Genomic DNA, 22,188 nt, shown 5'->3' with positions numbered 1-22,188 from the left:
AGATACGCTGACCACATGGCCGGACAAACTGCCGCATTCTTCGACCTCGACAAGACGATCATTGCCACGTCATCGTCTGCGGCGTTCTCGCGCCCGATGATGAAGGAAGGCCTTTTCACCAGGGCCGATGCGGTCCGGGCCGCCTACGCGCACTTCCTCTTCACCATCGGCGGCGCCGACGAGCGGCAAACCTCGAGGCTGCGGGATGCGATTTCGGAGCTCATCAAAGGCTGGGACGTGGCCAAGGTCACCGCAGTGGTGCACGAGACAATCCACGAACTCATCGACCCCGTCGTCTATGACGAGGCGCTCGCTCTCATCAAGCGCCACCAGGCAAACGGTCGCGAGGTCATCATCGTGAGCGCCTCCGGCGCGGAGCTCGTCGCTCCCATCGCCGATCTTCTGGGAGCGGAACACTGGATCGCCTCGCGCATGGAAATCGCCGACGGCCTCTATACGGGCGAGATCACGTTCTACGCATACGGCCAGGCCAAGGCCGACGCGATCAAGGAACTCGCGGCGGCGCAGGGCTACGACCTGGACGGGTCCTACGCGTATTCGGACTCGATCACCGACGCGCCGATGCTTGGCGTCGTCGGCCACGGCTTCGTGGTCAATCCGGACCGCTCCTTGCGCCGTGCGGCCGCGACCAACGGCTGGGGCGTACTTCGCTTCCGCACCCCAGTTGCCTTGCGCAAAGCGGAGGCCGCGGGACCCGCGTTGGCGACCGTCGTGCTCGTTGGCCTGGGCGTCCTCGTGGCCGCCCTCATGGTTCGCTCGGCGAGGAGGAGACGACGCGCGAAATAGCTCCACGGACAACGAGGGTCCAGGACGCACGGGAAGTGCTGACCTGGCTCACAGCCTGGGTGCGCTTGATCGCGGACAATGATGCCGCTGTGGAGGTGGCGAACCACGCCGTGACCCGCGTGGCGTCCCGCCGCAAGCGCCTGCGAGGGACCGATCTGAAGTTGGCCGCGCACCATGAGGCCGCTCAGCTTCTCGCGCAAGGTGTCGCCGCCGTTCCTTACAAACATGCACAACATTCACCCCCCAAAGCCGCAATCGTCGAGGTGGCTTCGGAGGCGTACGTTCCTGGACCCGCCAGAGACGCCACGCTTCGCCGCAAGGAGGAGCGGGACCCGCGCGAGCAGACGACCGTTGGACGCCTGGAGATGGCACTCGAGAAGCTCACACCCTACGAACGGCTCGCGTGCGTTTCCTACTTTCTCGACGGAGCCTCGACCGATGCTGTTGCCTCGCTCTTGGAGGTGTCGAGAGAGCGGGCAGTCGAGATTCTCGAGGGCGCTGCACCCACGATCGCTCGGGCGGTTGGCGACGACGAGATTCCCGACTTCTCGGCCGCGACCGACGAGGTCGAGGTGTTGACGCTGTGAGTTCCGAAAGCACGCACGAAGCGTTTGCTCTACTGCTCCGCCACCACCAGAGCAAAAGGACCGCGCTCGGCACCGCTGCCGTGAGGACGATTCGCCGACGCGTCGCAACGCGATGGACCGGCCGACTCGGCGCCCTGGTCGTCGTCGGCATCCTGGGGGCGGTCGCTCTCGACGGTGCCAGCGGCGGTACTGACGGCAACCGCCACGCCGCCGTCGGCGAGAGTCCCATTTCGACTCCAACTATCGGGTTTGTATCCGCCACTTTTCCGTTGACGGGCGGGCCCGAGTTCATACCCGCATCGGCCACCCTGCGTTGCGGCGATCCTGCGCCCACCCCTCATCCCGTGGACCACGACCTCAGCCTGACGCTCAGGGTGGGCACGGCACTCACCCTCGGCGATCAGTTGTCCAGCGACGGGCCTCCCCTCTTCCAGGCGGTCGTCCGGTCGGTCACGACTGCCGACCAAGGTACGGTCGCGACATCGGGGATCGACTTCCTGGTCATCCAGGATGGAATCATCAGGGGCATGATCTCGGGCGGCGGCGTCATCCTGTCCCAAAATCTGAAGGGCGGCACGGTCACCGTCCCCCGCTCCCAGTTGCTCATCGACGGGGCTTTCTGCTCGGACGGGCAGCACGCGAGCCCCGCGAACATCGGCCCCGGCGCATACGACGTGATCGCGATCGGAAGGGTCTTCTCCACCGCCGAGTCCGTCGCGCTGGCCCAAGCACTCGGCGACACCATCAACACGATGTATCTCAACCCAAACAACCAGGCCGACCCTACGGCGGTCTACCTTCCGGGCATCTACAACTGCAAGCAGGCCCGCCCATGGCGGGCCGCTCTGCGCGGGTGCCTTCCCGAGGTCACCGACAATGCCACGGTGGACGAGGCGAGGGGAACGGTGACTGTCGTCTATCACGCCAAGGACCTCGTCGACGAGTTCTCCGCGGTGCTCGTGAGCGATCCGCTGACCGTGGAACTCGTCAGCGGCCAAGGCACGGCGATGACCGCGGCAGCCGCGTGACAACGGGCCGCTTGCGCGAGACGTTCGCGCTTCTTCTTCGCGAAAAGCATGTCCAAGCGGCGACCCTGAGCACCGATGCAGAGCGGGCGATACGCCGACGCATCGCGGTGCGGTGGGCTGGCTTCATCGCGGTACTCGTCCTTGCGGGAACCCTCGGCACGACGGCGGCCGCGGGAGCATACGGCGGTCGGGGCGGCGCCCACAACGCCTCGCACAGCCCCATCCCCACTCCCACGATCGGTTTCGCGGCGGCGACCTTTCCCCTCGGTGGCGGTCCCGACTTCGTGCCCGCATCGTCCGGGCTGAAGTGTGGCGACCCCGCGCCCCCGCCGCACAGCGTCGGAAACGACCTGAAACTCGAGGTCACGCCGAGTGACTCGACGGTCGTTTCCCTACCCGGCTCAGACCAAGCCGCCGTTCCAGCGGTGAACGCGGTCATCTCGCATCTCACCAACAAGAGAATTGGGACGGTGTCGACGTCCGGCATCGACATTCTCGTGGTGCAGGACGGGATCATCAAAGGCATGCTCGATGGAGAGGGAACACAACTTGCCACGGCGCTGTCGAGTTCGAGTCGCAGCGACTGGCCAAGCCTCCTCGTCGCCGAGCGGACCCACTGTCCCAACGAGCCTCCGTCGAACAACTCTGGAGTGGCTCCAGGGACCTACCAACTCGTCGCGATCGGCCGCGTCTTCTCGACCCCGGAGTCGGTTGCGCTTTCCCAGACGTTGGGTTCCTCGTGGTATCTCGACGCCGGCACTCAGACCGATCCCCACGGCGTCTATCTCCCCGGTTCGTATGACTGCCACGGGCTCGAGCTTTCTCGGTCAACCGTGCGCGCGTGCCTCCCGGACATCACGAAGGATGCCGTCGTGGACCCGAAGGCGGGAACCGTCACCGTCCTTTACAAGACCACACAACTCGTCGATGCGTTCTCTACCGTTCTCGTGAGCGAGCCCCTGACTGCGACCCTCGTAAGCGGCGCGACGCTGGGCTGGGGAAACTCCGGGAGGCGGGACGGCTTCGGCTCGTTCAACAGTCTGGCAAGCGTCACGTGCGGGGCGAAGGGATCGGGAATGGCGTTGGGCGTCGACGCGAAGTATCACGTCGAGACGACGTACGCGACGGTCCCACTCAACGCCGAGCAAGACGGAGCAGGGTTGCCTGGCACCGTCTTTGCCACGGATGCACCCGACGGTTCAACCGTGGAACTCCTTCCGGGTGCGCGCCTCGTCTTCCTCAACGACTTCACCTATGTGAGCCTCGAAGGCGCCGCCACCGCCACCCTGAGTACGGTCGTGGCGTGGGCCCCGGTAACAGGCGCGGGGGCGGTGACGGCCGACCGTTTTGTCGGTCCACAGCAAACAACGTTCACGGCTGGTCCCGCGACGGCGTGCCAGGCCGGGCAGGCGGACCTCACACTAAACACCGTCCATACGGTGATCGTGGGTCAGTGGCGCATCACCGCCCCCGATGGCACAGTCACGACGGTCGAGGCGGCATCCGGCAGGAATTGAGAGGATGCTGGGGTGATTGTGGGCCGCTTAAGCGAAACGTTCGCGCTTCTCCTTCGTGAAAAGCACGTCCAAGCGGCCACCCTGAGCGCCGATGCCGAGCGGGCAATTGGCCGACGCATCGCCGCGCGGTGGGCGGGGAGCATCGGCGCAATTGTCGCCGTGGGCGCCCTGGGGGCCGCAACCGTCGTGGGCGAGTATGGCGGTCGGAGCGGCGGAGACAGCGCCATCAAGAGCCCCATTCCCACTCCCACCATCGGAGTCGCCGTGGCCACCTTTCCCGTCACCGGTGGGCCCGAATTCGCGTCCGCCACGGCGGGCCTCAAGTGCGGCGACCCGGCACCCAATCCGCATCCCGCGGAGCACGATGTCCTGTTCGCGCTTACGCAAACGAACGCCGTATCCCCTGGCGAAACGATCCAAACCCCTGGCAACATGCCCGCGGTCAACGCCCACCTTGCGCAAACTCCTGGCACCGACCTCGGCGTCGTTGCCGACTCCGGCATGTCCTTGATCATCGAACGCGACGGCGTGGTGGTAGGAGTCGTCCCGTACGGCGCACCGGAATTGGGCTGGAACGCGCCCGGAGGAATGGCCGCTTCCCAGGGTCAAAACGGCGCGCAGCTCGTGGCATCGTGGATCCACTGTCCAGGCGACGACACCTCGACAGAGTCCACATTAGAGCCTGGGCAGTATGACATCGTGGGGATCACTCGCGTCTTCTCGACGCCCGAATCGGTCGCGCTCTATCAAACGCTTGGGACCTATCGCAGCGCTTATAGCCTGGACCCTGCCAACCTCGACCCCCAAGGCATCTACGTCCCAGGCTCCTACGACTGTGCCCAGACAATCGATCAGGACTCCCCCGCCCGCGCATGTCTGCCCGACTTCACACCCGATGCCAAGTTGGATGAGACGGCCTCGACCATCACCATGCTGTACGACAAGAAGGACCTGCGCGAGGACTTCAGCGCCGTCCTCGTGAGCGAGCCCGTCACCGTCACGATCCCCGGCACTGATTCCCTCTCGTGGATGCAAACCTACGACCAGGAGTCTGTTGGCGTGTTCGACTCGATCGACGCCTTCACGTGCGGCGCGAGCGCGGGCTACTTTTCGCTGGCTAGTGAGTCTCGCGACTCGGTATACCTTTCGTTGGGCATGGCGACGGCCGCAGCGGTGCGGAATGGCGGAGACATCGATGCGACCGCGTGGGCACTCGGCATTCCCGACGGTTCTCGCGTCGAGCTCCTTCCAGGCGCGCGCATCGTCTACCTCCAGACCTCCACGATCACCATCCCTGGGTCCAAGGTCACCACCGACGCCTCTACTGTGGTGGCATCTGCGGCCATCAGCGCAACACAACCCGTCACGACGAACCGCTTTGCGGGACCTCAATCACTGACGGTCAAGGCAGAGCCCTGGACCATGTGTCCCGGTGTTGGCGATGCGGACATTACGTGGTCTAACTACGTTTTGCTCGTCGGCCAGTGGCGCATCACTACCCCCGACGGCGCGGTCAAGACGGTGGACACCGCCCAATACCTCAACGTCTACTGACCCCCACCTCGCCCGGCGTCAGCCCGTCTTGCGGCGGAACACCGTCGGTGCGTGGCTCGCGCCGTTGCCGTGGAGGTTGGAGCCCGGGCCCGTGGGGCCGCCGGCCACGCGCGACCCTGCGCCCGCGCCGCCGATGGCCTCGGCCATCAGCTCTTGCGCGTCACCCTTTTCGGCGGCGGCCAGGAACGCCGCGGCGTCCTCGCCCTTGAGCATCTTGGCCAGTTTGCCTTGGCTAAAGATGTGAACCTCTCCGTTGGTGCGGGTGCGAAAATCAAATCCCTTAGGTCCACTCATGGCTCCATGGGACCACGCGCGCGGCCCCCGCGCAAACGCGGCTCCGACCTGAGCCTGTCGATTCAGCGCCGCGTAGCCCATCGGGATCGCAACACCGGCTGCTCAAGCCACCGCCAGCTGAACGTCGCAATGACATACGAGACCACCAGCACGGCACCGCTGATGGCCAGGTGCTGTGGCCATGAGTGGATGCCGTAGTACTCGAACCGGCCGTCCGTGATGTACGAAAACAGATAAAGCACCAGGTAGTGCCACACATAGAGGCCAAACGAGACCGTCGCCGTGTAGCGCGCAAAGCGGTTGTCGACAATACGTCCAAGAAGTCGCGAATGCGCCAGGCCGACCAGCGTGATTGCCACCGCGAGTGCGAAGAGCGGGAACAGGTAGGGCTGGTCTTGAAAGCCGGTGAGATTGGTGGGCTCGGCGGGCGAGCGCACGGTCCACAGCAGCACCCCCGACGCGACGAACCCGGCTGCGGCGATCGCATCCCACCACCAACGCGTCAGCGCGACAGCGGTATCGCCCGCTTTCCCGCCGGCCCCTGCCTGCCGCGCGCTCCACGACGCGATGGCCCACGCCGCGAGGATTCCAAGCAGGAAGTGCCCAAAGAGTCCGAGCGGGTTGTAGCCCGGCATCCACTCCTTGGCGCCACCGATATCTCCGTACTGCCAACCCTTGCCCTCATCGGACAGCTTCACGGAGGCGACCAGCACGCCGTTGAGCACGTTGACCGCCACAAAGATGACGGCCCAGTACGCGAGGCCCCGCAGCGGGGTCCCCTTGCGACGTGCCGCCGCGACCTTGGCGCCGCTCCCCGCCACCCGGCGACCAATCCACCAGAACAGAGCTGCCATCATCAGTGCCAGCAGCACGTAGCTGAACACCTCGAAGCTGATCGACCACAGCGGCCCGTTGATCTCCGACGGAAAGAAGGTCACGTAGTCGAAGTCGGAGGTGAATGTGAGGCCTGCAATGAGTCGCCACACCTTGTAGCCCGCGTCGGGCGCGATCGCGAACGTCAGCGCAAAACTGACGAGCAGGCTCGCGTAGTAAGCGGGCACGATGCGCGCGGCACGGCGCCTGACAAAGTGGCCCAGCTTCGGCATCGGCTGGCCTGCGAGGTACGCCTTCCAATACGGGTAGCTGAGCAGCATCCCCGAAAGCACAAAGAACGTGGACACCCCGAAGGCGCCCTTCATGAACAGCGCCTGGACCGTCTGGTACCACTGAGCCTGATCCGGCATGAAGAGCCGCTGGTAGAGGTGCGAGAAAATCACGCCCAGGGCGGCCATGGCGCGGATGCCGTCGGCGCCAAGGATGCGGTCTGAGTGACGCTGGTCGGCTTCGTTGCCCATGGCCGAGAGAATAGCGGCCCGCCACTGTCGCAGCGGCTATGCCGCGACGGCCGCCAAGCCTTGGACCTTTTCTTCCGCCGGGCTCATCGCCAGCACGACGCAAGCGACGAGTGCGGCGGCCGTCGCGACCACGGCGGCGGGCGCCCAACCGCCACGCACCACGTCGTTTAGCACCACCAACCCGATCCCTGCAGGGACGAGCACGTCCACGACCGACAGGACCGCGGTCGCAGGCCCCACGGCCGCGCGCTCGAGCGACCGCGCATACGCCACCGCTGTCAGCACGCCAAAGCCGACGATGGCCCACACGAGCGGCTGCGCCGCCGTTCTCACCAGCTCGAGAGGACCCGAAGGCATCGCGAGGTGGGCCGCGCGAGCACTGATCGCCGCGCCGGACGAGGCGAGTCCCGCGAGCACCGCGAACCAGATTCCGGACCCGCGCCGATAGGTGAGCACGGCGGCGACCACCAGGGCAACCAACGCGGCGAGCATCGCCGCCTTGAAGCCCCCCGAGACAAGGTCGCCCGCACCCGCAGGATCGGGCCCTGCCGCGAGCGCGAGCACCGCGAGCGCGACGACGATCACCACCACGGCGACGATGTCAATGGTGCGCAGCACCGCGGCAAGAAAGATGCGTGCCAAGAGGACGGCCACCGCGAGCGAGCCCGCGAGGACGGCCTGGACCGTGAACAAGGGCAGTGCGTTCAACGCGAGAAGGGATGCGACCCAGGCCGCGCCATCGCAAGCGAGTCCTGCAATGTAGAGGGGCTGCCTCAGCGCGCTCAGCCCGGCCGCCCTCCTCACGGCGAGCGCCTGGAGAATGGACCCGACACCGTAGAGCACTGCACCGAGGACGGCCGCGATGAGCGAAAGGGTCATGTGCTCCGGCCCAAGAACCGACCAAGGAGGGGCAGTTCGCCCACCCCCTCGGCATCGGCCATCGCAAAGCCTTGAAGCACCAGTTGGTCAAGCGAGTCGAGGACCACGTAGCGGGGAACCCATGCCGGGTCGTACTTGGAGTTGAAGCGCCACAGCGACTCGACCTGGGTCTTGCCGGTGAGCGCGCGAACCGCGGCCTTGGACAGCCGCGCCCGTCCCGATGTCGACTCGCTCGCCACAACCTCGCGGAGCATCGCGAAGTTGAGTCCCAGCCCGCCGCCGCCTGGGGCCACGTGAAAGATGGTCGCGACGATCGCGAAGTCCATGATGCCGTTGGGCAGGTCTCCCGCCGGGTTGCGACGCATCACGTCGAGCGACCAGCCGCCGATGCGCGTCGCAGGGGTCCACTGCAGAAACGCCTGGATCGTCCCGTCTCCGTCGCGCACGATCGTGAGCAGCAACCCCGCGTCGTGCGGGTCAAACATGCGCGACAGTGTCATCGAGAAGCCGCGCTCCGCCTCACCACGCCTGCTTGCCACCGTGAGGTCCTCAATCGCGGCCCTGTCCTGGGGCGTGACCGCAAGAGGGTCCGTGAACTCGGCCGTGTATCCGGCGCGTTGCACGCGACCGTAGGCACCGCGCAGGCTCTTCATCGGGGGACCCTCGAGGGTGAACTTCCCGCAATCGACGACGGCCTCATCGCCCATGTACAGCGCCCGCATCCCCGTGGCCTCATATAGAGGTAGCCACTCGGGCGACGCGCCGATCACGGCGACGGACCACCCGTGACGCTGCGCGTGCGCCAAAAAGGCCGCGAGCGCGCCTTCCCGCTCCGCCGCCGGGCCAATCGGATCGGGGGACACCAGGCACACGCCGCGTCGCACCGAATGCGCGACGACCGAGGATTCGTAGAAGAACCAGTCCTTGTCGTCGCGCAACGCAAAGTAATCGAGAGTGCCGCCGCCGTGCGCCTTGACGATCTCCCTTGCCCTCTCCCTTTCCTCGGCGTGGGCGGAGGCGGAGAGCCTGCGACCTGGCCGTGGCGACAGCAAAAGCCACAGCGTCGTTCCCGCCAGGCCGATGCCGAGCGCCACGAGCATCGGCGTCACGAAGTCACCCCCGCCCGGCAAGGGGAGGGCCCAGTCACCGCCGAGTCGCTGGGCGACGGCACGGGTGGATTCGCCAAAGTGAGGATGGTGCTTGCGTCCCACGGCCATCGACAGTGCAACGCCGCCGAGCACGGCGGCGACTGCGCCGCCTCCTCCAAGGACAAGCGCCCTGCGCGCCGCGACCCGCGTCGGCAATACGGGAAACGCGTGCCGCTGCGTGGCAAGCCAGACTGCCGCTGCAAGACCCACGGCAGCCTCTTCAATGTCCAGGCCCTTGACGATGTTCAGCGCAACGGAGAAGGCGAGCAGCGCGACCGTCCCCGCCCAGGCGAGCCGCCCACCGCGCCGCAGGCCGCGCGCCGTCAGCACGAGAGCGAGGGACACGAGCACGAGCGTCGACGCCGCGCCGCGCGTCGCGTGGAACGGAATCCACTCGAGCACGATCTCGAGGCGGCCGCGTAGCGGCCTGGAGACCGCAGACAGGATTCCGACCACGCCCACCGCCCCCACCACAATTGCGGCGACACGCCTGGTGCGATCTCGGCGTCGCCAATCGTTGGCAGCAGTAGGGGGCATGGGACCATTGTGGTCGACAACGAGCGCTGAGGAGTGAGGGTAGCGGGCATGGCGATGATCCCGGCGGCGGCCCCCGACCTGACGGCGCCCAGGTCACTGTCGCTGCCCCCCGCCATCGTCGACAGGCTCGCGGACGGCACCGACTTGCTCGCGACCTGGTGGCCCTTCGCGGCGGCCGTCGCGGCGGCCGTGGCGCTTGTGGTGCTGGCGGTGCGGTGGCGACGGCGCAAAGGGCGCGCGGTGCTCACGGTGCTTGGTTCGGTGGTCGCGGCGATCGTATCCGTGGCGCTCGGCGTCAACGCGTGGAGCGGCTACGCGCCGTCGCTTGACGGAGCGGTCCGGCTCGTCACCGACCAGGCTGTGGCGGCCACGGCGACTTCGGGCGGGCTGACGCCGGAGAGCATCCCGATGCCACGCGCGCTGAACATGCCCGCCTCGACCACGTGGGTATATACGCCCCCCGGATATCGCAAGGCATCGGCCGTGCGCTACCCGACGCTCGTCCTGATCCACGGGTCGCCCGGCACGTCGGCCGACTGGAGCGTCGGCGGGGCCCTTGCTCACACCATGGATGTACTGATCAACGAGGGTCTGATTCAGCCGATGATCGTGGTCATGCCCGAGGTCAACGGCTTCGGACTAGACCAGCTCGACACCGAATGCCTCGACTCGACCACGGGGGGGCCGCAGGTGGAGACCTACCTCACCGACGTCGTGGTGCCGTGGGTCGACGCCCACTACGCGACGGCCGCCACCTGGGAGTCCCGCGCCATCGGCGGCATGTCGGCGGGGGCCTTTTGCGCCGTCGACCAGGGTCTGCGCCACCCGGAGCTTTACGGCGCCATCATCTCGCTCGAGGGGTACGACAACCCCGGCGAGGGCGCCCGCGGGGCGCTCGCGACCAACGCCGAATTCCTCGCGCATTCACCCGGCGTGTACGTCGACACGATGACGTTCGAGCACCCGGTGGCGACGTTCTTTGGCACGTCGGGCAATGGCGACGCCGGCGACAGAAACGACAACGTGACACTCGCGGCGAAGCTCACAGCCCGCGGCCAAGACGTCGTCTATCGAAACCTTCCAAACGGATTTCACACCTGGCATACGGCCCGCGAGTTACTTCCTTATGCGCTTGTATTTATCTCGGGACATCTCAAGGCCGGGGGCGCGGCGGGCTAGAGGCGTCTTGGCCCCGCAGGTGGCGCTCACACAACCCTTTGGGCCCTTTGCTCGTATAGGGGGCATGAGCATCCGGCAGGATGGCGGTACAAGGGGGAACGCGTGGCGAGATGGCAGGGCTTCTACGACGAGCTCGCTGAGGCGAGGTATCCGTCGCTGCTCGCCTACGCCATGGCATTCACCGGCCAGCGCGCGACGGCGGAGGACCTCGTCCAGGAGGCCATGGTGAGGACGTTCTCCTCGCCGCGCAGGCTGAGCTCCGCCCAGCACGCCGAGCACTACGTGCGGCGGGCCATCGCGTCGGTGTTTGTGGACGACAAGCGCCGCGAGCAGCTGTTCCGGCGCTCGGCCTCGCGCTTGGCCGATGCGGAGGTCGCCCCGGACCGCGCCACCCAGGTCGACAACCGCGACGCGGTGGCCGACGCGCTCGCGACCCTCACGCCGCAGGTGCGCGCGTGCGTCGTGCTGCGCTACTACGACGACCTCACGGTTGCGCAGATCGCCGACCGGCTTGGCCTCGCGCTCGGCACGGTCAAGCGGTACCTGCACGACGGCGCCGAGAGTATGCGCGGCGAACTGGGCGCAGAGCCCGATGCGGAACGCGTCGAGGTCCTCGTGACCGAGCGAAGGGAGAGGTGACATGCCCACACTTCACGACCTGATGTCGCAGTCGATCGATGCGCGCGCGGCCGCGCTCGGGGCCGCCTCACTCACCACAACCGACGCCTCCCGCGCCGGCGCGACCCGTGGACTGATCTCGCGGCGCCGTCGTCGCAATGCCGCCGTCGCGGGAGGAACGTCGGCGCTTGCGATCGGCGGGCTGGTGGCGGCAGTGCTGGTGCAGGGCTCGCGCGGGCAAGTGCCAGCGTCGACCGATCCCAACGGGATCCAGTACGTCAAGGTCGACATGAGCGGGTCCGATGCGTGGCAAGGATTCACCAACCCGGTGGTATCCACGAACTGTGGAGCCTCCCTGCCTGCCTCCAAGACCGAGGATCAGGGCTTTACACAGTCCGTGGCCGTGGACCCGGCCGCCCCCGATGGCACCTTGCGAGTGAATGCGTCACTAAACTACGACGGGCCCGACCGCGCTTCCGCGCTCATCAACCCGGGCAGCGCGCTGCTCACGCGAGACGGTGTCGTGATCAACTATTACCCGGGCAACAACAACGGGGCCCCCTTCGGCGCGGTGGCCAGCGGCGACACCTGGACCAACCGCAGCGTGGTCAGCGGGCCCGTGTTCGAGCAGCGCCCCTGCTTCAGCGGCGTCGACTACGTTGAGCCAAACGCGACCGATGTGGCGTATCCGGCGGGCGACTATCAGGTCTACGTCGTATCGCAAGCGTTCGCGAACCCGACGTTGCTTGCCGAGCACGCGTTGCAGGCTCAGGGTTACTACGTGGCGGCAAGTGGAAGTGGTGCGTGGAACCCCGGCTCCGTCGACTGCCAGCGAGCGGCCACATCGGCGGGGGGTGGATTTACCCCCGTGCAATGCCTAGACCCTCTGCCGTCGGGAGTGTCCATTGACACGAAGTCACACACCGCCACGCTTCCGTACCACTCGGCAGACTATTCGGGTGAGCTCAACGTCACCTTGATCTCCCAACCCATCGCGGTGACCCTTGACCACGACATCACCTATGGCGACTTGGGGTACGTCTCCGCCCCCACGGCCCAACCCACGAGCGACAAGCCGCTGACGTGTGGTCAGTTTGACGGCCCGCGGACCTTAGGAGGCAGCATCACGGCAAAATTCGTACAGCCGGTCTCCGTCGCAAACCTGTTGTCGGGAGGTGAGGTGCCGATCCTCGTCGACGACATGACCGGGAACGCACGCCAACGCGGCACTCTTCGCCTCGCCGATGGCGCGATCGCTTCGGTGGTTTTGAGCGATTCTTCGTCGGGCGCTTGGGTCGCCGCTCAAGGCACGGCCGCCCTGACGCCCTCGGTCGTGAGCGTCGACCGCGCGAAGGGCTACCCCGATGTTTCTCTGAAGCTCGATGGCATGACCGAGTGCCCCGCACCCACCGAGGGACCAGGGAGCGTGCAAAAGCTCGACTCTGCGGCCACGAGCCTGTGGCTTGTTGTGCAAGGAGATCTCCGCATCGACTGGGAGGACGGCACCACGACGACCTCAACGTCGATCACGCTGAGCGGCGGCACGGAGGGCTAGCGGTTGAGGCATCTGCTCCCGGTGAGTGCCTGAGTGCTCGATTCCGCACCACCCGAGCGCTCATGTCCTCACAGGGCGCGATGGCAGAGGCAGCGGGGACGTCAGGCAGGACTCTGGGCTCACCGCGAAACGGCCGACGGCGCAACGGGCGCGGTGATCGGCGTGTCGCGGCTGTGACTTCCGTCTCACTGCCACGAGGTTGGCAAGTGGACGCGGTCTTCCGATGTCACATTTGAGGTGTTTTGGAACCCCGCTTCGCGGAGCGAGCCCCTCCTGCATAAGAATTCCCTGGCATGTCGGACCTAAGTCCTGTAATGTGACGCATATCACACGACGCGTGTATTATCTGGAAATGGCTCACCGAGAGCCCACACGGTAGCTGAGGAGCGACAACCGATGATTAAGACAAGAGCACGAAGCGTGAAGGCCGCAGCAATAGTGGCAATCGGCTTCCTCATGGTGGGCATGAGCGCTACTGGAGCCTCTGCCCATGATCGGCACGACGGGAACAACGCACCGGCCACTACGTGGCCCTCGTCCTCGTCCTCGCCCTCTTCCTCTTCCTCTTCCTCGTACACGGAAGTCCAGTGGGCAATAAATATTCCATCCTCAAAGTCCATCGGTAGTTCGAGCATCTGGCCTCAGAAACTCGCCACCAGCAGCACCTGTGGCGTCTGGCTCCAGGTAGACCGGTACACGAACGGCCCGGCCCTCGACAAACTCCTCGCCACAGGGGTTCTGCTTGGCAGCTACCAGGACTCCTTCCTCCTGGATAACAGCCACCCCTTCTCTAGTACGGGCCAACCGTGGGAGTACATCAAGGCTCCGGACTGCGTGACGGTCACCACCGTTACGCCTGCGGCAGTGACGGTGGCTCCCAAGTGTGGAGCCAACAACGACACGGTCAATATCCCCACCACCACTGGAGTGACGTACGCCACCGTGGGTTGGAAGAACAACTCGATCACGATCACGGCCTCCGCCAATTCGGGCTACAAGCTCACGGGAACGACTTCCTGGACGTTTACCGATGCGGCCACCTCCTGCAGCACGACCGTGACGCCTGACCGAGTGACGGTGGCTCCCGCGTGTGGACCCAATAACGACACGGTCACCATCCCCACCAAGACCGGAGTGTGGTACTCCACCACGGGTTGGCACAGCAATTCGGTCACGATCACGGCCCACGCCAATGCGGGTTACACCCTCACGGGAACGACTTCCTGGACGTTCACCGATGACGCAACCGCCTGCAGCACGACCGTTACGCCTGCGGCAGTTACGGTGGCTCCCAAGTGTGGAGCCAACAACGACACGGTCAATATCCCCACCAAGACCGGAGTGAACTACACGAGCACGGGTTGGCACAGCAACTCGATCACGATCACGGCCCACGCCAATGCGGGTTACACCCTCACCGGAACGACCTCCTGGACGTTCACCGATGCGGCAACCGCCTGCGCCGTGACCGTGACGCCTCCGCCAGTGACGGTAGTTCCCACGTGTGGACCCAATAACGACACGGTCACCATCCCCACCAAGACCGGAGTGTGGTACTCCACCACGGGTTGGAAGAACAACTCGATCACCATCACGGCCCACGCCAATGCGGGTTACACCCTCACCGGAACGACCTCCTGGACGTTCACCGATGCGGCAACCTCCTGCAGCACGACCGTGACGCCTCCGCCAGTGACGGTAGTTCCCACGTGTGGACCCAATAACGACACGGTCACCATCCCCTCCGCTACCGGAGTGTGGTACTCCACCACGGGTTGGCACAGCAACTCAATCACGCTCACGGCCCACGCCGATGCGGGTTACACCCTCACCGGAACGACTTCCTGGACCTTCACCGATGACGCGATTGCGTGCCCCACCACTGTCGTCACCGTGACGCCTGACCCAGTGACGGTGGCTCCCGCATGTGGACCCGATAACGACACGGTCACCATCCCGACCACCACTGGAGTGAGTTACACCAGCACGGGTTGGCACAGCAACTCGATCACGATCACGGCCAACGCCAATGCGGGTTACACCCTCACCGGAACGACTTCCTGGACGTTCACCGATGCCGCGACGGCCTGCCCCGTCACCGCGGTGGCAGCATTGGTTGTTGACCCGCCTCTCTGCGGACCCGACAACGACGTCATCAACATCCCAACCACCACTGGAGTGACCTACTCCGACACGGGTTGGGTGAGCGGCTCGCGCACCATCACGGCCCACGCCGCCTCGGGCTACACCCTCACGGGAACGTCCTCCTGGACGTTCAACGATGCAGCGACCGTCTGCCCCGTCGTGACGCCTGAGCCACCTACGGTTGTTGCGCAATGCTTGCCCAACAACGACACGGTCACCATCCCGACCACTACTGGAGTGACCTACTCCGACACGGGTTGGAGTGGCGGCACGCGCACCATCACGGCCGCCGCCGCCTCGGGCTACACGCTCACCGGAACGTCTACCTGGACGTTTACCGACGTGCCCTCTGTCGGCTGCCCCCCGATTACCGTGTTCTCAGGCCCAGATCTCGCCTTCACGGGTACACCCGACTACACCGGTGGACTCGTGGCCCTGGCGATATTCCTCATCGCCAGCGGTGCCGTCCTGGCGGTCCGGAAGGTACGTGCCTAGAAAATAGTGCCAAAGCCCCCTCTTCTGCTTCGGCGGAGGAGGGGGCTTTACTATGTGAGGCGGGCCCTGGCCCGCGTCCGGACGCGCCCGCCCCGCAGTCGCGCAACCCGTGACCTTGGGCCTAGGCTGGACACATGGTCAGAGACGCCCATGTCCCCGGCGGCCACGTACCCAGTCGCCACACGCTTGAGAACCTGCACACCGAGACGCGCACGTTCGCGCCCCTGGTGGGCATGGCCGCGCACGCAAACGCGACCGGTTACGAATACAAGAAGGCCAAGGCGGACAGCCTCGAATACTGGCGTGAGGCCGCACTGCGCCTTTCGTGGAAACAGCCCTTCACCGAGATCCTCGATTGGTCCGACGCCCCCGTGGCCCGCTGGTTCCACGACGGCACCCTCAACGCTTGCGACAACGCCGTGGACCGCCACGTGCGCGAGGGCCGCGGTGACCGCGTTGCCTTCCACTTCGTCGGCGAACCAGGCGACACACAGACCCTCACCTACGCCGACATGCTCGACCGCGTCCAGCGCGCCGCCAACGGGCTGTTGAGCCTCGGCGTCGGCAAGGGAGACCGCGTCGCGATCTACCTGCCCCAGATCCCGGAGGCCGTGGTCGCGATGCTGGCCTGCGCGCGCATCGGCGCCATTCACTCGGTCATCTTTGGCGGGTTCAGCGCGGAGAGCCTGCGCCAGCGCATCGACGACGCCGAAGCCAAGCTCGTCATCACGGCCGATGGCGGCAACAGGCGCGGCGCCCACCTCGCCCTGAAGCCCCTGGTCGACGAGGCGCTCGCACCCACGGCCGAGCACCCCACCGCTTGCGAGTCGGTCAAGCACGTGCTGACGGTCAAGCGCACCGGCCAGGAGACGGCGTGGCAGGACGGCCGCGACCTGTGGTGGCACGACGTTGTGGACCCGCAGCTCCCCGAGCACGAACCGGAGTGGGTCGAGGCCGAGCATCCGCTATTCATCCTTTACACGTCGGGCACCACGGGCACCCCCAAGGGTCTCTATCACACGACCGGCGGCTACCTGACGGGCGTGGCGCACACACACAGGATCGTGTTCGACATCAAGCCGGAGACGGACGTCTACTGGTGCACCGCCGATGTGGGCTGGGTGACCGGGCACAGCTACATCGTCTACGGACCCATGATCAACGGCGCTACCCAGGTGCTCTACGAGGGCACGCCAAACACCCCGCACGAGGGCCGCTGGTGGGAGATCATCCAGGAGTACAAGGTCACCATCCTGTACACCGCGCCCACCGCGATCCGCACGTTCATGAAGTGGGGCCACGCGATCCCCGACCAGTACGACCTCACGTCGCTACGCCTGCTCGGCTCGGTGGGCGAACCCATCAATCCCGAGGCGTGGATGTGGTACCGCAACGTCATCGGCGGCGACCGCTGCCCCATCGTCGACACGTGGTGGCAGACCGAGACCGGCTCGATCCTCATCTCTCCCCTGCCGGGCGTGACCGCGACCAAGCCCGGCTCGGCCATGACGGCCATCCCAGGAATCGCGGTCGAGGTGGTCGACGACTCGGGCGCTCCGGTGCGCAACGGCGAGGGCGGCTACCTGGTCATCACCGAGCCATGGCCGTCGATGCTTCGCGGCATCTGGGGCGACAGGCACCGCTACCAGTCCACCTACTGGAACCACTTTGACGGCATGTACTTTGCGGGCGACGGTGCCAAGAAGGACGTCGACGGCGACTTGTGGCTCATGGGCCGTGTTGACGACGTCATGAATGTCTCCGGCCACCGGTTGACGACCACGGAGATCGAGCACGCCCTCGTGTCCCACCCGTGGGTGGCCGAGGCGGCCGTGGTGGGCGCCAATGACGAGATCACCGGTCAGGCCGTGGTCGCCTTCGTCATCGTGAGGTCCGATGTCGAGGGCATCCCCACCGACGGCGAGGCCGTCGCGACTGCGCTGCGCAACCACGTGCGGAAGCAGATCGGCCCCCTCGCCAAGCCGCGCGACATCCTGGTGGTCGCCGAGGTGCCCAAGACCAGATCGGGCAAGATCATGCGCCGCCTGCTGAGGGACGTGGCCGAGAACCGGCCGGTGGGCGACGTCACGACGCTGGCGGACTCGTCGGTGATGGACGCGATCAGGGAGGGCCTGGCCGCGGGCAAGGCCGACTGACGGAGCCGGGCCGTGCCGCTTGGCCAGGTCTGTCTTTGAGTCCGCTCCCGGTGCACCTAGGATCGGTCAGATGCCGGCGAACAACGGGATCGTGATCGCTCAACTCGAGCATCCGCCTTGGCTGCCACCCGGGAGTTCGGCTCAGATCCGGCGCGGGGGCGCCGCTCCACGCCCGATGTGCCTGGTTCGCCTCCTTCTCCGCAAGGACGACCTCATATTCACCCTGCCTCGCGACGACACAGGCAAGCTCGATCTCCCCACTCGCCGCACGGAAGTGCACGACCTCGATGGGACCGAGGCAATCACCTTGCTCCAACAGGAAGTGACGGGAGTCGTCGGCAATGCTCGTTTCGTCGGCTCGGTACGCAACCTCGTCGAGACCCCGACTGACGATTATGAATGGCCGACCCCCATTGCCCACTTCGGAGTATGGGAAGCAGGTGTTCAGCCCATGGTGCCTGGGCACTGGCTTAACCCAGAAGAGGCGGAATCACCGCTTCGGGATCGCCATTGGTATCCGCTGCTCTCTCGACCCTCGACACCGTAGCGCGGAGCCAACTCTTCCTTGATGGATGCGATCAGCGCGGGCCTGGCCGCGGGCAAGGCCGACTAGCGCGGTCGCTGCTTACTTCTTCTTCTTGCCGCCAGACTTCGACTTGGCCTTCTTTGCGGCCTTCTTTGCGGCCTTGCGTTCCGCCTTCTTCGCGGCCTTCTTTGCCGCGCTCTTTTGAGAGTCGGCCTTCTTCGCGGCCTTGTGTTCCGCCTTTTTCGCGTGTTTCTTCCGGTGGAGCTCGCTCGCGGGAGTCGCTGCCGCCGTCGTGGCAACGGCCGCTGCCGCGGCTGCCTTGCTGATGAAGCGGCCGTCGGCCGATCGCGCTCGGTTGCCCGCGGTGACCTCTGTCGTCATGAGTGGCGTCCCCTATCTGCGCAATCGTCGCAGCGCCTGCCCGCGCCAACGCGGGTGATCGCTACTTGATGGTAACCACCTATCGCCAATTCGTATCGGAAGAGCCCGCCACGGCGACGTGCCGCGTCCGCCACCCGTTGCCCACCTTGGGGTGTGGGAAACCAGCGCCCAACCCTTGGCGCACGGGTACTGGCTTGACGCACAAGAGGCGAGCTCGCCGCTGCGGGATCGCCACTGGTATCCGTTGCTGTCTCACCTCTCGGCACGGTAGCGAGGAACCTGCTAACGAGTCGAAGTCGCTGCCCCTTTTTTGCCGGTGACCTCAGGCCAAGCGGCGGTCGTGTTCACTGATTGCAGGTCCGAAATGGGGGCGCCCCAACACCCGCGCCACCATGAGTCGCGGAGCGGCCGCGCACCGCCATCACCCTGACGCACAAGCCGCGGCACATGCACAAGTGCCGGATGAGCCGGCCGCTACGCGCACCAACGTCGCTGCCACGCAGGCCAATGCAGGGCGGGATCCGGCACTTGTGCACGTGCGGTGGGGGGTGGCGGGCAAGGCGGGATCCGGCACTTGTGCACGTGCGGAAGCCTGTTCGGACCAAAACACCGCCCGCAACAGCGCAGCGACCTACAGCGCCGCGTCAGCCTCCCGCAGTGCTTCCCACTGCGCACGACGCACGGCCTGAGCATCGGGATCGGGCACGGGCAGGGACGCCAACAGGCGCTGCGTGTACGGCTCGCGCGGGGAACCAAGCACCTCGTCGCCCGTGCCCTCCTCGACCAACTTGCCCTTGTGTAGTACCGCGATGCGGTCCGCCAACATGTCCACCACCGCGAGGTCGTGGCTGATGAAGAGCGCGGCGAAGCCGAGCTCGCGGTGAAGCTCGTCAAACAGGTCGAGCACGCGCGCCTGGACCGACACATCGAGGGCGGAGGTCGGTTCATCGGCGATCAGCAGTTCGGGGTTGAGCGCGATCGCCCTGGCAAGCGAGGCGCGCTGACGCTGGCCCCCAGACAGCTCGTGGGGATAGCGCTCGCGGAACGATGTCGGCAACTGCACGGCCTCGAGCAACTCGTCGACCCTAGCCCGGGCGTCGGCCGCGTTCTCGGCCTGCCCATGCACGACGAGGGGTTCGGCCACGCACTCTGCGATGGTGAGCAGCGGGTTGAAGCTCGTGGCGGGGTCTTGGAACACGAAGCCAATGCGGCGCCGCAGGGGGCGAAAGTTGCGCTCGTGGATTCCATGCATCTCGGCGCCGAGCACCGTGAGGGAACCCCCTGACACCTTGGTGAGTCCAGCGATGGCCCGGCCAATAGTGGTCTTGCCCGAGCCGGACTCGCCCACCAGCCCCACAACCTCGCCCGGCCGAATGCGCAGGTCGACGCCGTCGACGGCGACGAAGTCGGGCTGACGGAAGCGGCCCGGGTAAACGATCCGCAGGTTGCTGGCCCGGACCACGGGAGTGTGGTCGTCCCAGCCTTCCGGCCTCGCGGCGGCCCTCTCATGCGCCCGCGCCAAGCCCTCGCCGATGCGGGGAACCGCGGCGAGGAGCTGCTGGGTATAGGGATCCTTCGGCGCGTTGAAGATCGTCCGCACGTCGTCCTGCTCGACGAGCTTTCCCTGGTACATCACGGCAACGCGATCGGCGAGGTCCGCGACGATGCCCATGTTGTGCGTGATGAGCACGATGGCGGTACCGAACTCATCGCGAACCCGCCGCAACAGGTCCAGGATCTCGGCCTGCACGGTGACATCAAGCGCGGTGGTGGGCTCGTCGGCGATGATCACGCCTGGGTTGAGAACGAGCGCCTGCGCAATGACGATGCGCTGCTTCTGGCCCCCGGAGAACTGGTGGGGGTAGTGGTCCACCCGCACCTCGGGGTCGGGGATCCCGACGCGTCTCATCACGTCGATCGCCGCGGCGCGGGCGTCCTTCTTGGAGATCTTTGAGTGGGCACGCATGCCCTCGGCTATCTGCCAGCCGACAGGGAAGACCGGGTTGAGCGCGGTCGAGGGCTCCTGGAACACCATGGCGGCGTCACGCCCGCGCACCTCGCGCAGTTGCGACCCAGACATCGTGACGATGTCGCCGTCGCTCGCGCCGTCCCTACGGGTGAGCAGCACTACCCCACGCACGGTCGCCGTCTCGGGTAACAGGCCCAGGATGGTCTTGGCCGTGACGGTTTTGCCGCTGCCGGACTCCCCTACGATCGCGAGTACCTCGCCCGGGTGGACCGCGAGAGTTACGCCGTCGACGGCCTTCACGGGCCCGGCATCGGTCTGGAAGGTCACCGCGAGGTCGCGGATATCGACGACGTCGCTCATGACTCTCCCTCTCCCGACTTCGTCGCCGGCGGTGCGGTGCTGTCGGTTGGGGCGGTGCTGTCTTTTGCGCCCGCCTTGCCGGCCACGTCGGCCGCGGGCGGCAGCTGGACCCCAAGGTCCTCGACGGGCTCCGCGCCCGCCGCGCGCTTTCGAAGCCGCGGATCGGCGAGGTCGTTGAGGCTCTCACCGACAAGCGTCAGGCCAAGGACCACCAGCACGATCGCGGCGCCGGGAAACACCGCGGTCCACCAGACACCGCTCGAGACATCGGCGATCGACTTGTTGAGGTCGTAGCCCCATTCGGCTGCTGCCGTCGGCTCGATTCCGAAACCAAGGAAGCCCAGGCCTGCAAGCGTGAGAATGGCCTCCGACGCGTTGAGCGTGAGGATGAGGGGAAGGGTCCTGGTGGCGTTGCGCAGGACGTGACGCGTCATGATCCGAAAGTTCGATGCGCCGATCACGCGAGCGGACTCCACGAACGCCTCGGACTTGATACGCACCACCTCGGCGCGCGTCACACGCAGGTACTGCGGGATGAACACCACGGTGATCGACAGCGCCGCCGCGAAGATTCCACCCCACATGTCCGACTGCCCGCCGCTAATGACGATGGCAAGCACGATCGCGAGAAGCAGCGACGGGAAGGAGTAGACCGCGTCGGCGATCACGATGAGGACCCTGTCGAGCCAGCCGCCAAAGTAGCCCGAGACCAAGCCGAGGAAGACACCCACGATGATCGATGCGAGGACGGCAATCACGATGACATAGAGAGCCGTGCGCGTACCCCAAATCAGGCGGGACAACACGTCGAGGCCACCCTGGGTGGTGCCGAGCCAGTGCTCGCTCGACGGACGCTGTGTGGCGCCGAAGGCCCCGTTGTCTCCGCGCAGTTGTGAGAAACCGTAAGGGGATAGCAGCGGCGCAAAGAGCGCGGTGAGCAGGAAGATGCCGGTGAGTACCAGCCCGCCCACGAGCATGCCGCGTTGCAGGCCGACGCTCTGGCGATAGTGGGAGACGATCGGCAGACGCGTCCAGCGCGGGGCGCGGGGGGCCTCCGTCGGCGCCATGGCGTCTCCTGGAATTGATAGGGGCAAAGTC

The 22,188-nt window shown here is 66.2% G+C and carries 19 protein-coding genes; 11 read left to right on the top strand and 8 right to left on the bottom strand.

Features of this window, described 5'->3' with window-relative positions:
• The first annotated feature begins 15 nt into the window (after positions 1–15).
• The 5 genes from BKA03_RS02020 to BKA03_RS02000 are packed head-to-tail and all read left to right on the top strand — an operon-like array spanning position 16 to position 5,493.
• Positions 16–807 carry an HAD family hydrolase gene (locus tag BKA03_RS02020; protein ID WP_062074742.1) on the top strand — a complete coding sequence of 264 codons (792 nt, stop codon included), beginning with the start codon at positions 16–18 and terminating at the stop codon, positions 805–807.
• 35 nt (positions 808–842) lie between these two features.
• Complete coding sequence (locus tag BKA03_RS02015; RefSeq protein WP_062074743.1) at positions 843–1,394, top strand: hypothetical protein; 552 nt, start codon at positions 843–845, stop codon at positions 1,392–1,394.
• Positions 1,391–2,422 carry a hypothetical protein gene (locus tag BKA03_RS02010; protein ID WP_062074744.1) on the top strand — a complete coding sequence of 344 codons (1,032 nt, stop codon included), beginning with the start codon at positions 1,391–1,393 and terminating at the stop codon, positions 2,420–2,422. The genes BKA03_RS02015 and BKA03_RS02010 overlap by 4 nt, the downstream gene beginning before the upstream one ends.
• Positions 2,419–3,939 (top strand): hypothetical protein, encoded by a 1,521-nt coding sequence (locus BKA03_RS02005; RefSeq protein WP_062074745.1) that lies wholly within the window; start codon positions 2,419–2,421, stop codon positions 3,937–3,939. Before BKA03_RS02010 ends, BKA03_RS02005 begins: the two co-directional genes overlap by 4 nt.
• A gap of 12 nt (positions 3,940–3,951) precedes the next feature.
• On the top strand, positions 3,952–5,493 hold the full coding sequence (locus BKA03_RS02000) for a hypothetical protein (RefSeq protein ID WP_062074746.1): 1,542 nt from the start codon (positions 3,952–3,954) through the stop codon (positions 5,491–5,493).
• A gap of 18 nt (positions 5,494–5,511) precedes the next feature.
• On the opposite strand, the gene BKA03_RS01995 is transcribed toward BKA03_RS02000, so the two are convergent.
• From BKA03_RS01995 to BKA03_RS01980, 4 genes are all read right to left on the bottom strand, one after another.
• Positions 5,512–5,787: a hypothetical protein gene (locus tag BKA03_RS01995; RefSeq protein WP_152649506.1), complete on the bottom strand. Its 276-nt coding sequence runs from the start codon at positions 5,785–5,787 to the stop codon at positions 5,512–5,514.
• Between the two features lie 62 nt (positions 5,788–5,849).
• Positions 5,850–7,142, bottom strand: coding sequence for an acyltransferase family protein (locus BKA03_RS01990; RefSeq protein WP_062074748.1), 1,293 nt, complete (start codon positions 7,140–7,142; stop codon positions 5,850–5,852).
• Positions 7,143–7,178: 36 nt separating this feature from the next.
• Positions 7,179–8,021 carry a hypothetical protein gene (locus BKA03_RS01985; RefSeq protein ID WP_062074749.1) on the bottom strand — a complete coding sequence of 281 codons (843 nt, stop codon included), beginning with the start codon at positions 8,019–8,021 and terminating at the stop codon, positions 7,179–7,181.
• Entirely contained in the window at positions 8,018–9,706 is a 1,689-nt protein-coding gene (locus BKA03_RS01980; RefSeq protein ID WP_083971414.1) for a bifunctional lysylphosphatidylglycerol flippase/synthetase MprF, read from the bottom strand. The genes BKA03_RS01985 and BKA03_RS01980 overlap by 4 nt, the downstream gene beginning before the upstream one ends.
• Before the next feature lie 48 nt (positions 9,707–9,754).
• Between BKA03_RS01980 and BKA03_RS01975 the strand changes: the two genes are divergently transcribed.
• The 3 genes from BKA03_RS01975 to BKA03_RS01965 all read left to right on the top strand — a co-directional run bounded on the left by BKA03_RS01975 (position 9,755) and on the right by BKA03_RS01965 (position 13,058).
• Positions 9,755–10,885: an alpha/beta hydrolase gene (locus BKA03_RS01975; RefSeq protein WP_062074751.1), complete on the top strand. Its 1,131-nt coding sequence runs from the start codon at positions 9,755–9,757 to the stop codon at positions 10,883–10,885.
• 102 nt (positions 10,886–10,987) lie between these two features.
• Positions 10,988–11,524, top strand: coding sequence for a sigma-70 family RNA polymerase sigma factor (locus BKA03_RS01970; protein ID WP_062074752.1), 537 nt, complete (start codon positions 10,988–10,990; stop codon positions 11,522–11,524).
• 1 nt (position 11,525) lies between these two features.
• Positions 11,526–13,058, top strand: coding sequence for a hypothetical protein (locus tag BKA03_RS01965; protein ID WP_062074753.1), 1,533 nt, complete (start codon positions 11,526–11,528; stop codon positions 13,056–13,058).
• A gap of 326 nt (positions 13,059–13,384) precedes the next feature.
• Here the strand turns inward: BKA03_RS01965 and BKA03_RS01960 are convergent, their stop codons facing one another.
• Positions 13,385–13,693 (bottom strand): hypothetical protein, encoded by a 309-nt coding sequence (locus BKA03_RS01960; protein ID WP_062074754.1) that lies wholly within the window; start codon positions 13,691–13,693, stop codon positions 13,385–13,387.
• 199 nt (positions 13,694–13,892) lie between these two features.
• Here BKA03_RS01960 and BKA03_RS01955 point away from each other — a divergent pair, with 199 nt between their 5' ends.
• The 3 genes from BKA03_RS01955 (at position 13,893) to BKA03_RS01945 (ending at position 18,401) form a co-directional block, all read left to right on the top strand.
• Positions 13,893–15,698, top strand: a complete 1,806-nt coding sequence (locus tag BKA03_RS01955; protein ID WP_062074755.1) for a hypothetical protein — start codon at positions 13,893–13,895, stop codon at positions 15,696–15,698.
• Between the two features lie 134 nt (positions 15,699–15,832).
• Complete coding sequence (acs, locus tag BKA03_RS01950; protein WP_062074756.1) at positions 15,833–17,854, top strand: acetate--CoA ligase; 2,022 nt, start codon at positions 15,833–15,835, stop codon at positions 17,852–17,854.
• A 70-nt stretch (positions 17,855–17,924) separates the two neighbouring features.
• The gene (locus BKA03_RS01945) at positions 17,925–18,401 is read left to right on the top strand and encodes a hypothetical protein (protein WP_062074757.1); all 477 of its coding nucleotides are present in this window, start codon (positions 17,925–17,927) and stop codon (positions 18,399–18,401) included.
• A 78-nt stretch (positions 18,402–18,479) separates the two neighbouring features.
• Here the strand turns inward: BKA03_RS01945 and BKA03_RS01940 are convergent, their stop codons facing one another.
• From BKA03_RS01940 to BKA03_RS01930, 3 genes are all read right to left on the bottom strand, one after another.
• Positions 18,480–18,761, bottom strand: a complete 282-nt coding sequence (locus tag BKA03_RS01940) for a hypothetical protein (protein WP_062074758.1) — start codon at positions 18,759–18,761, stop codon at positions 18,480–18,482.
• A 631-nt stretch (positions 18,762–19,392) separates the two neighbouring features.
• A complete protein-coding gene (locus BKA03_RS01935; protein WP_062074759.1) occupies positions 19,393–21,090 on the bottom strand; it encodes a dipeptide ABC transporter ATP-binding protein in 1,698 nt (565 codons plus the stop codon).
• A complete protein-coding gene (locus BKA03_RS01930; protein ID WP_083971416.1) occupies positions 21,087–22,157 on the bottom strand; it encodes an ABC transporter permease in 1,071 nt (356 codons plus the stop codon). Before BKA03_RS01930 ends, BKA03_RS01935 begins: the two co-directional genes overlap by 4 nt.
• Positions 22,158–22,188 lie beyond the last annotated feature (31 nt).

Source organism: Demequina lutea, assembly GCF_013409005.1.
Lineage (GTDB): Bacteria > Actinomycetota > Actinomycetes > Actinomycetales > Demequinaceae > Demequina > Demequina lutea.
The sequence above is the reverse complement of the archived record's forward strand: the minus strand, read 5'-3'. Positions and strand labels throughout refer to the sequence as shown.

What these genes read in the sequence shown, in the direction of transcription:
- BKA03_RS02020 (WP_062074742.1), top strand. Translation starts at nt 16, where the DNA reads ATGGCCGGACAAACTGCCGCATTCTTCGACCTCGACAAGACGATCATT.
- BKA03_RS01995 (WP_152649506.1), bottom strand. Translation starts at nt 5,787, where the DNA reads ATGAGTGGACCTAAGGGATTTGATTTTCGCACCCGCACCAACGGAGAG.
- BKA03_RS01990 (WP_062074748.1), bottom strand. Translation starts at nt 7,142, where the DNA reads ATGGGCAACGAAGCCGACCAGCGTCACTCAGACCGCATCCTTGGCGCC.
- BKA03_RS01985 (WP_062074749.1), bottom strand. Translation starts at nt 8,021, where the DNA reads ATGACCCTTTCGCTCATCGCGGCCGTCCTCGGTGCAGTGCTCTACGGT.
- BKA03_RS01980 (WP_083971414.1), bottom strand. Translation starts at nt 9,706, where the DNA reads ATGCCCCCTACTGCTGCCAACGATTGGCGACGCCGAGATCGCACCAGG.
- BKA03_RS01975 (WP_062074751.1), top strand. Translation starts at nt 9,755, where the DNA reads ATGGCGATGATCCCGGCGGCGGCCCCCGACCTGACGGCGCCCAGGTCA.
- BKA03_RS01965 (WP_062074753.1), top strand. Translation starts at nt 11,526, where the DNA reads ATGCCCACACTTCACGACCTGATGTCGCAGTCGATCGATGCGCGCGCG.
- BKA03_RS01960 (WP_062074754.1), bottom strand. Translation starts at nt 13,693, where the DNA reads ATGCTCGAACTACCGATGGACTTTGAGGATGGAATATTTATTGCCCAC.
- acs (WP_062074756.1), top strand. Translation starts at nt 15,833, where the DNA reads ATGGTCAGAGACGCCCATGTCCCCGGCGGCCACGTACCCAGTCGCCAC.
- BKA03_RS01945 (WP_062074757.1), top strand. Translation starts at nt 17,925, where the DNA reads ATGCCGGCGAACAACGGGATCGTGATCGCTCAACTCGAGCATCCGCCT.
- BKA03_RS01940 (WP_062074758.1), bottom strand. Translation starts at nt 18,761, where the DNA reads ATGACGACAGAGGTCACCGCGGGCAACCGAGCGCGATCGGCCGACGGC.
- BKA03_RS01935 (WP_062074759.1), bottom strand. Translation starts at nt 21,090, where the DNA reads ATGAGCGACGTCGTCGATATCCGCGACCTCGCGGTGACCTTCCAGACC.
- BKA03_RS01930 (WP_083971416.1), bottom strand. Translation starts at nt 22,157, where the DNA reads ATGGCGCCGACGGAGGCCCCCCGCGCCCCGCGCTGGACGCGTCTGCCG.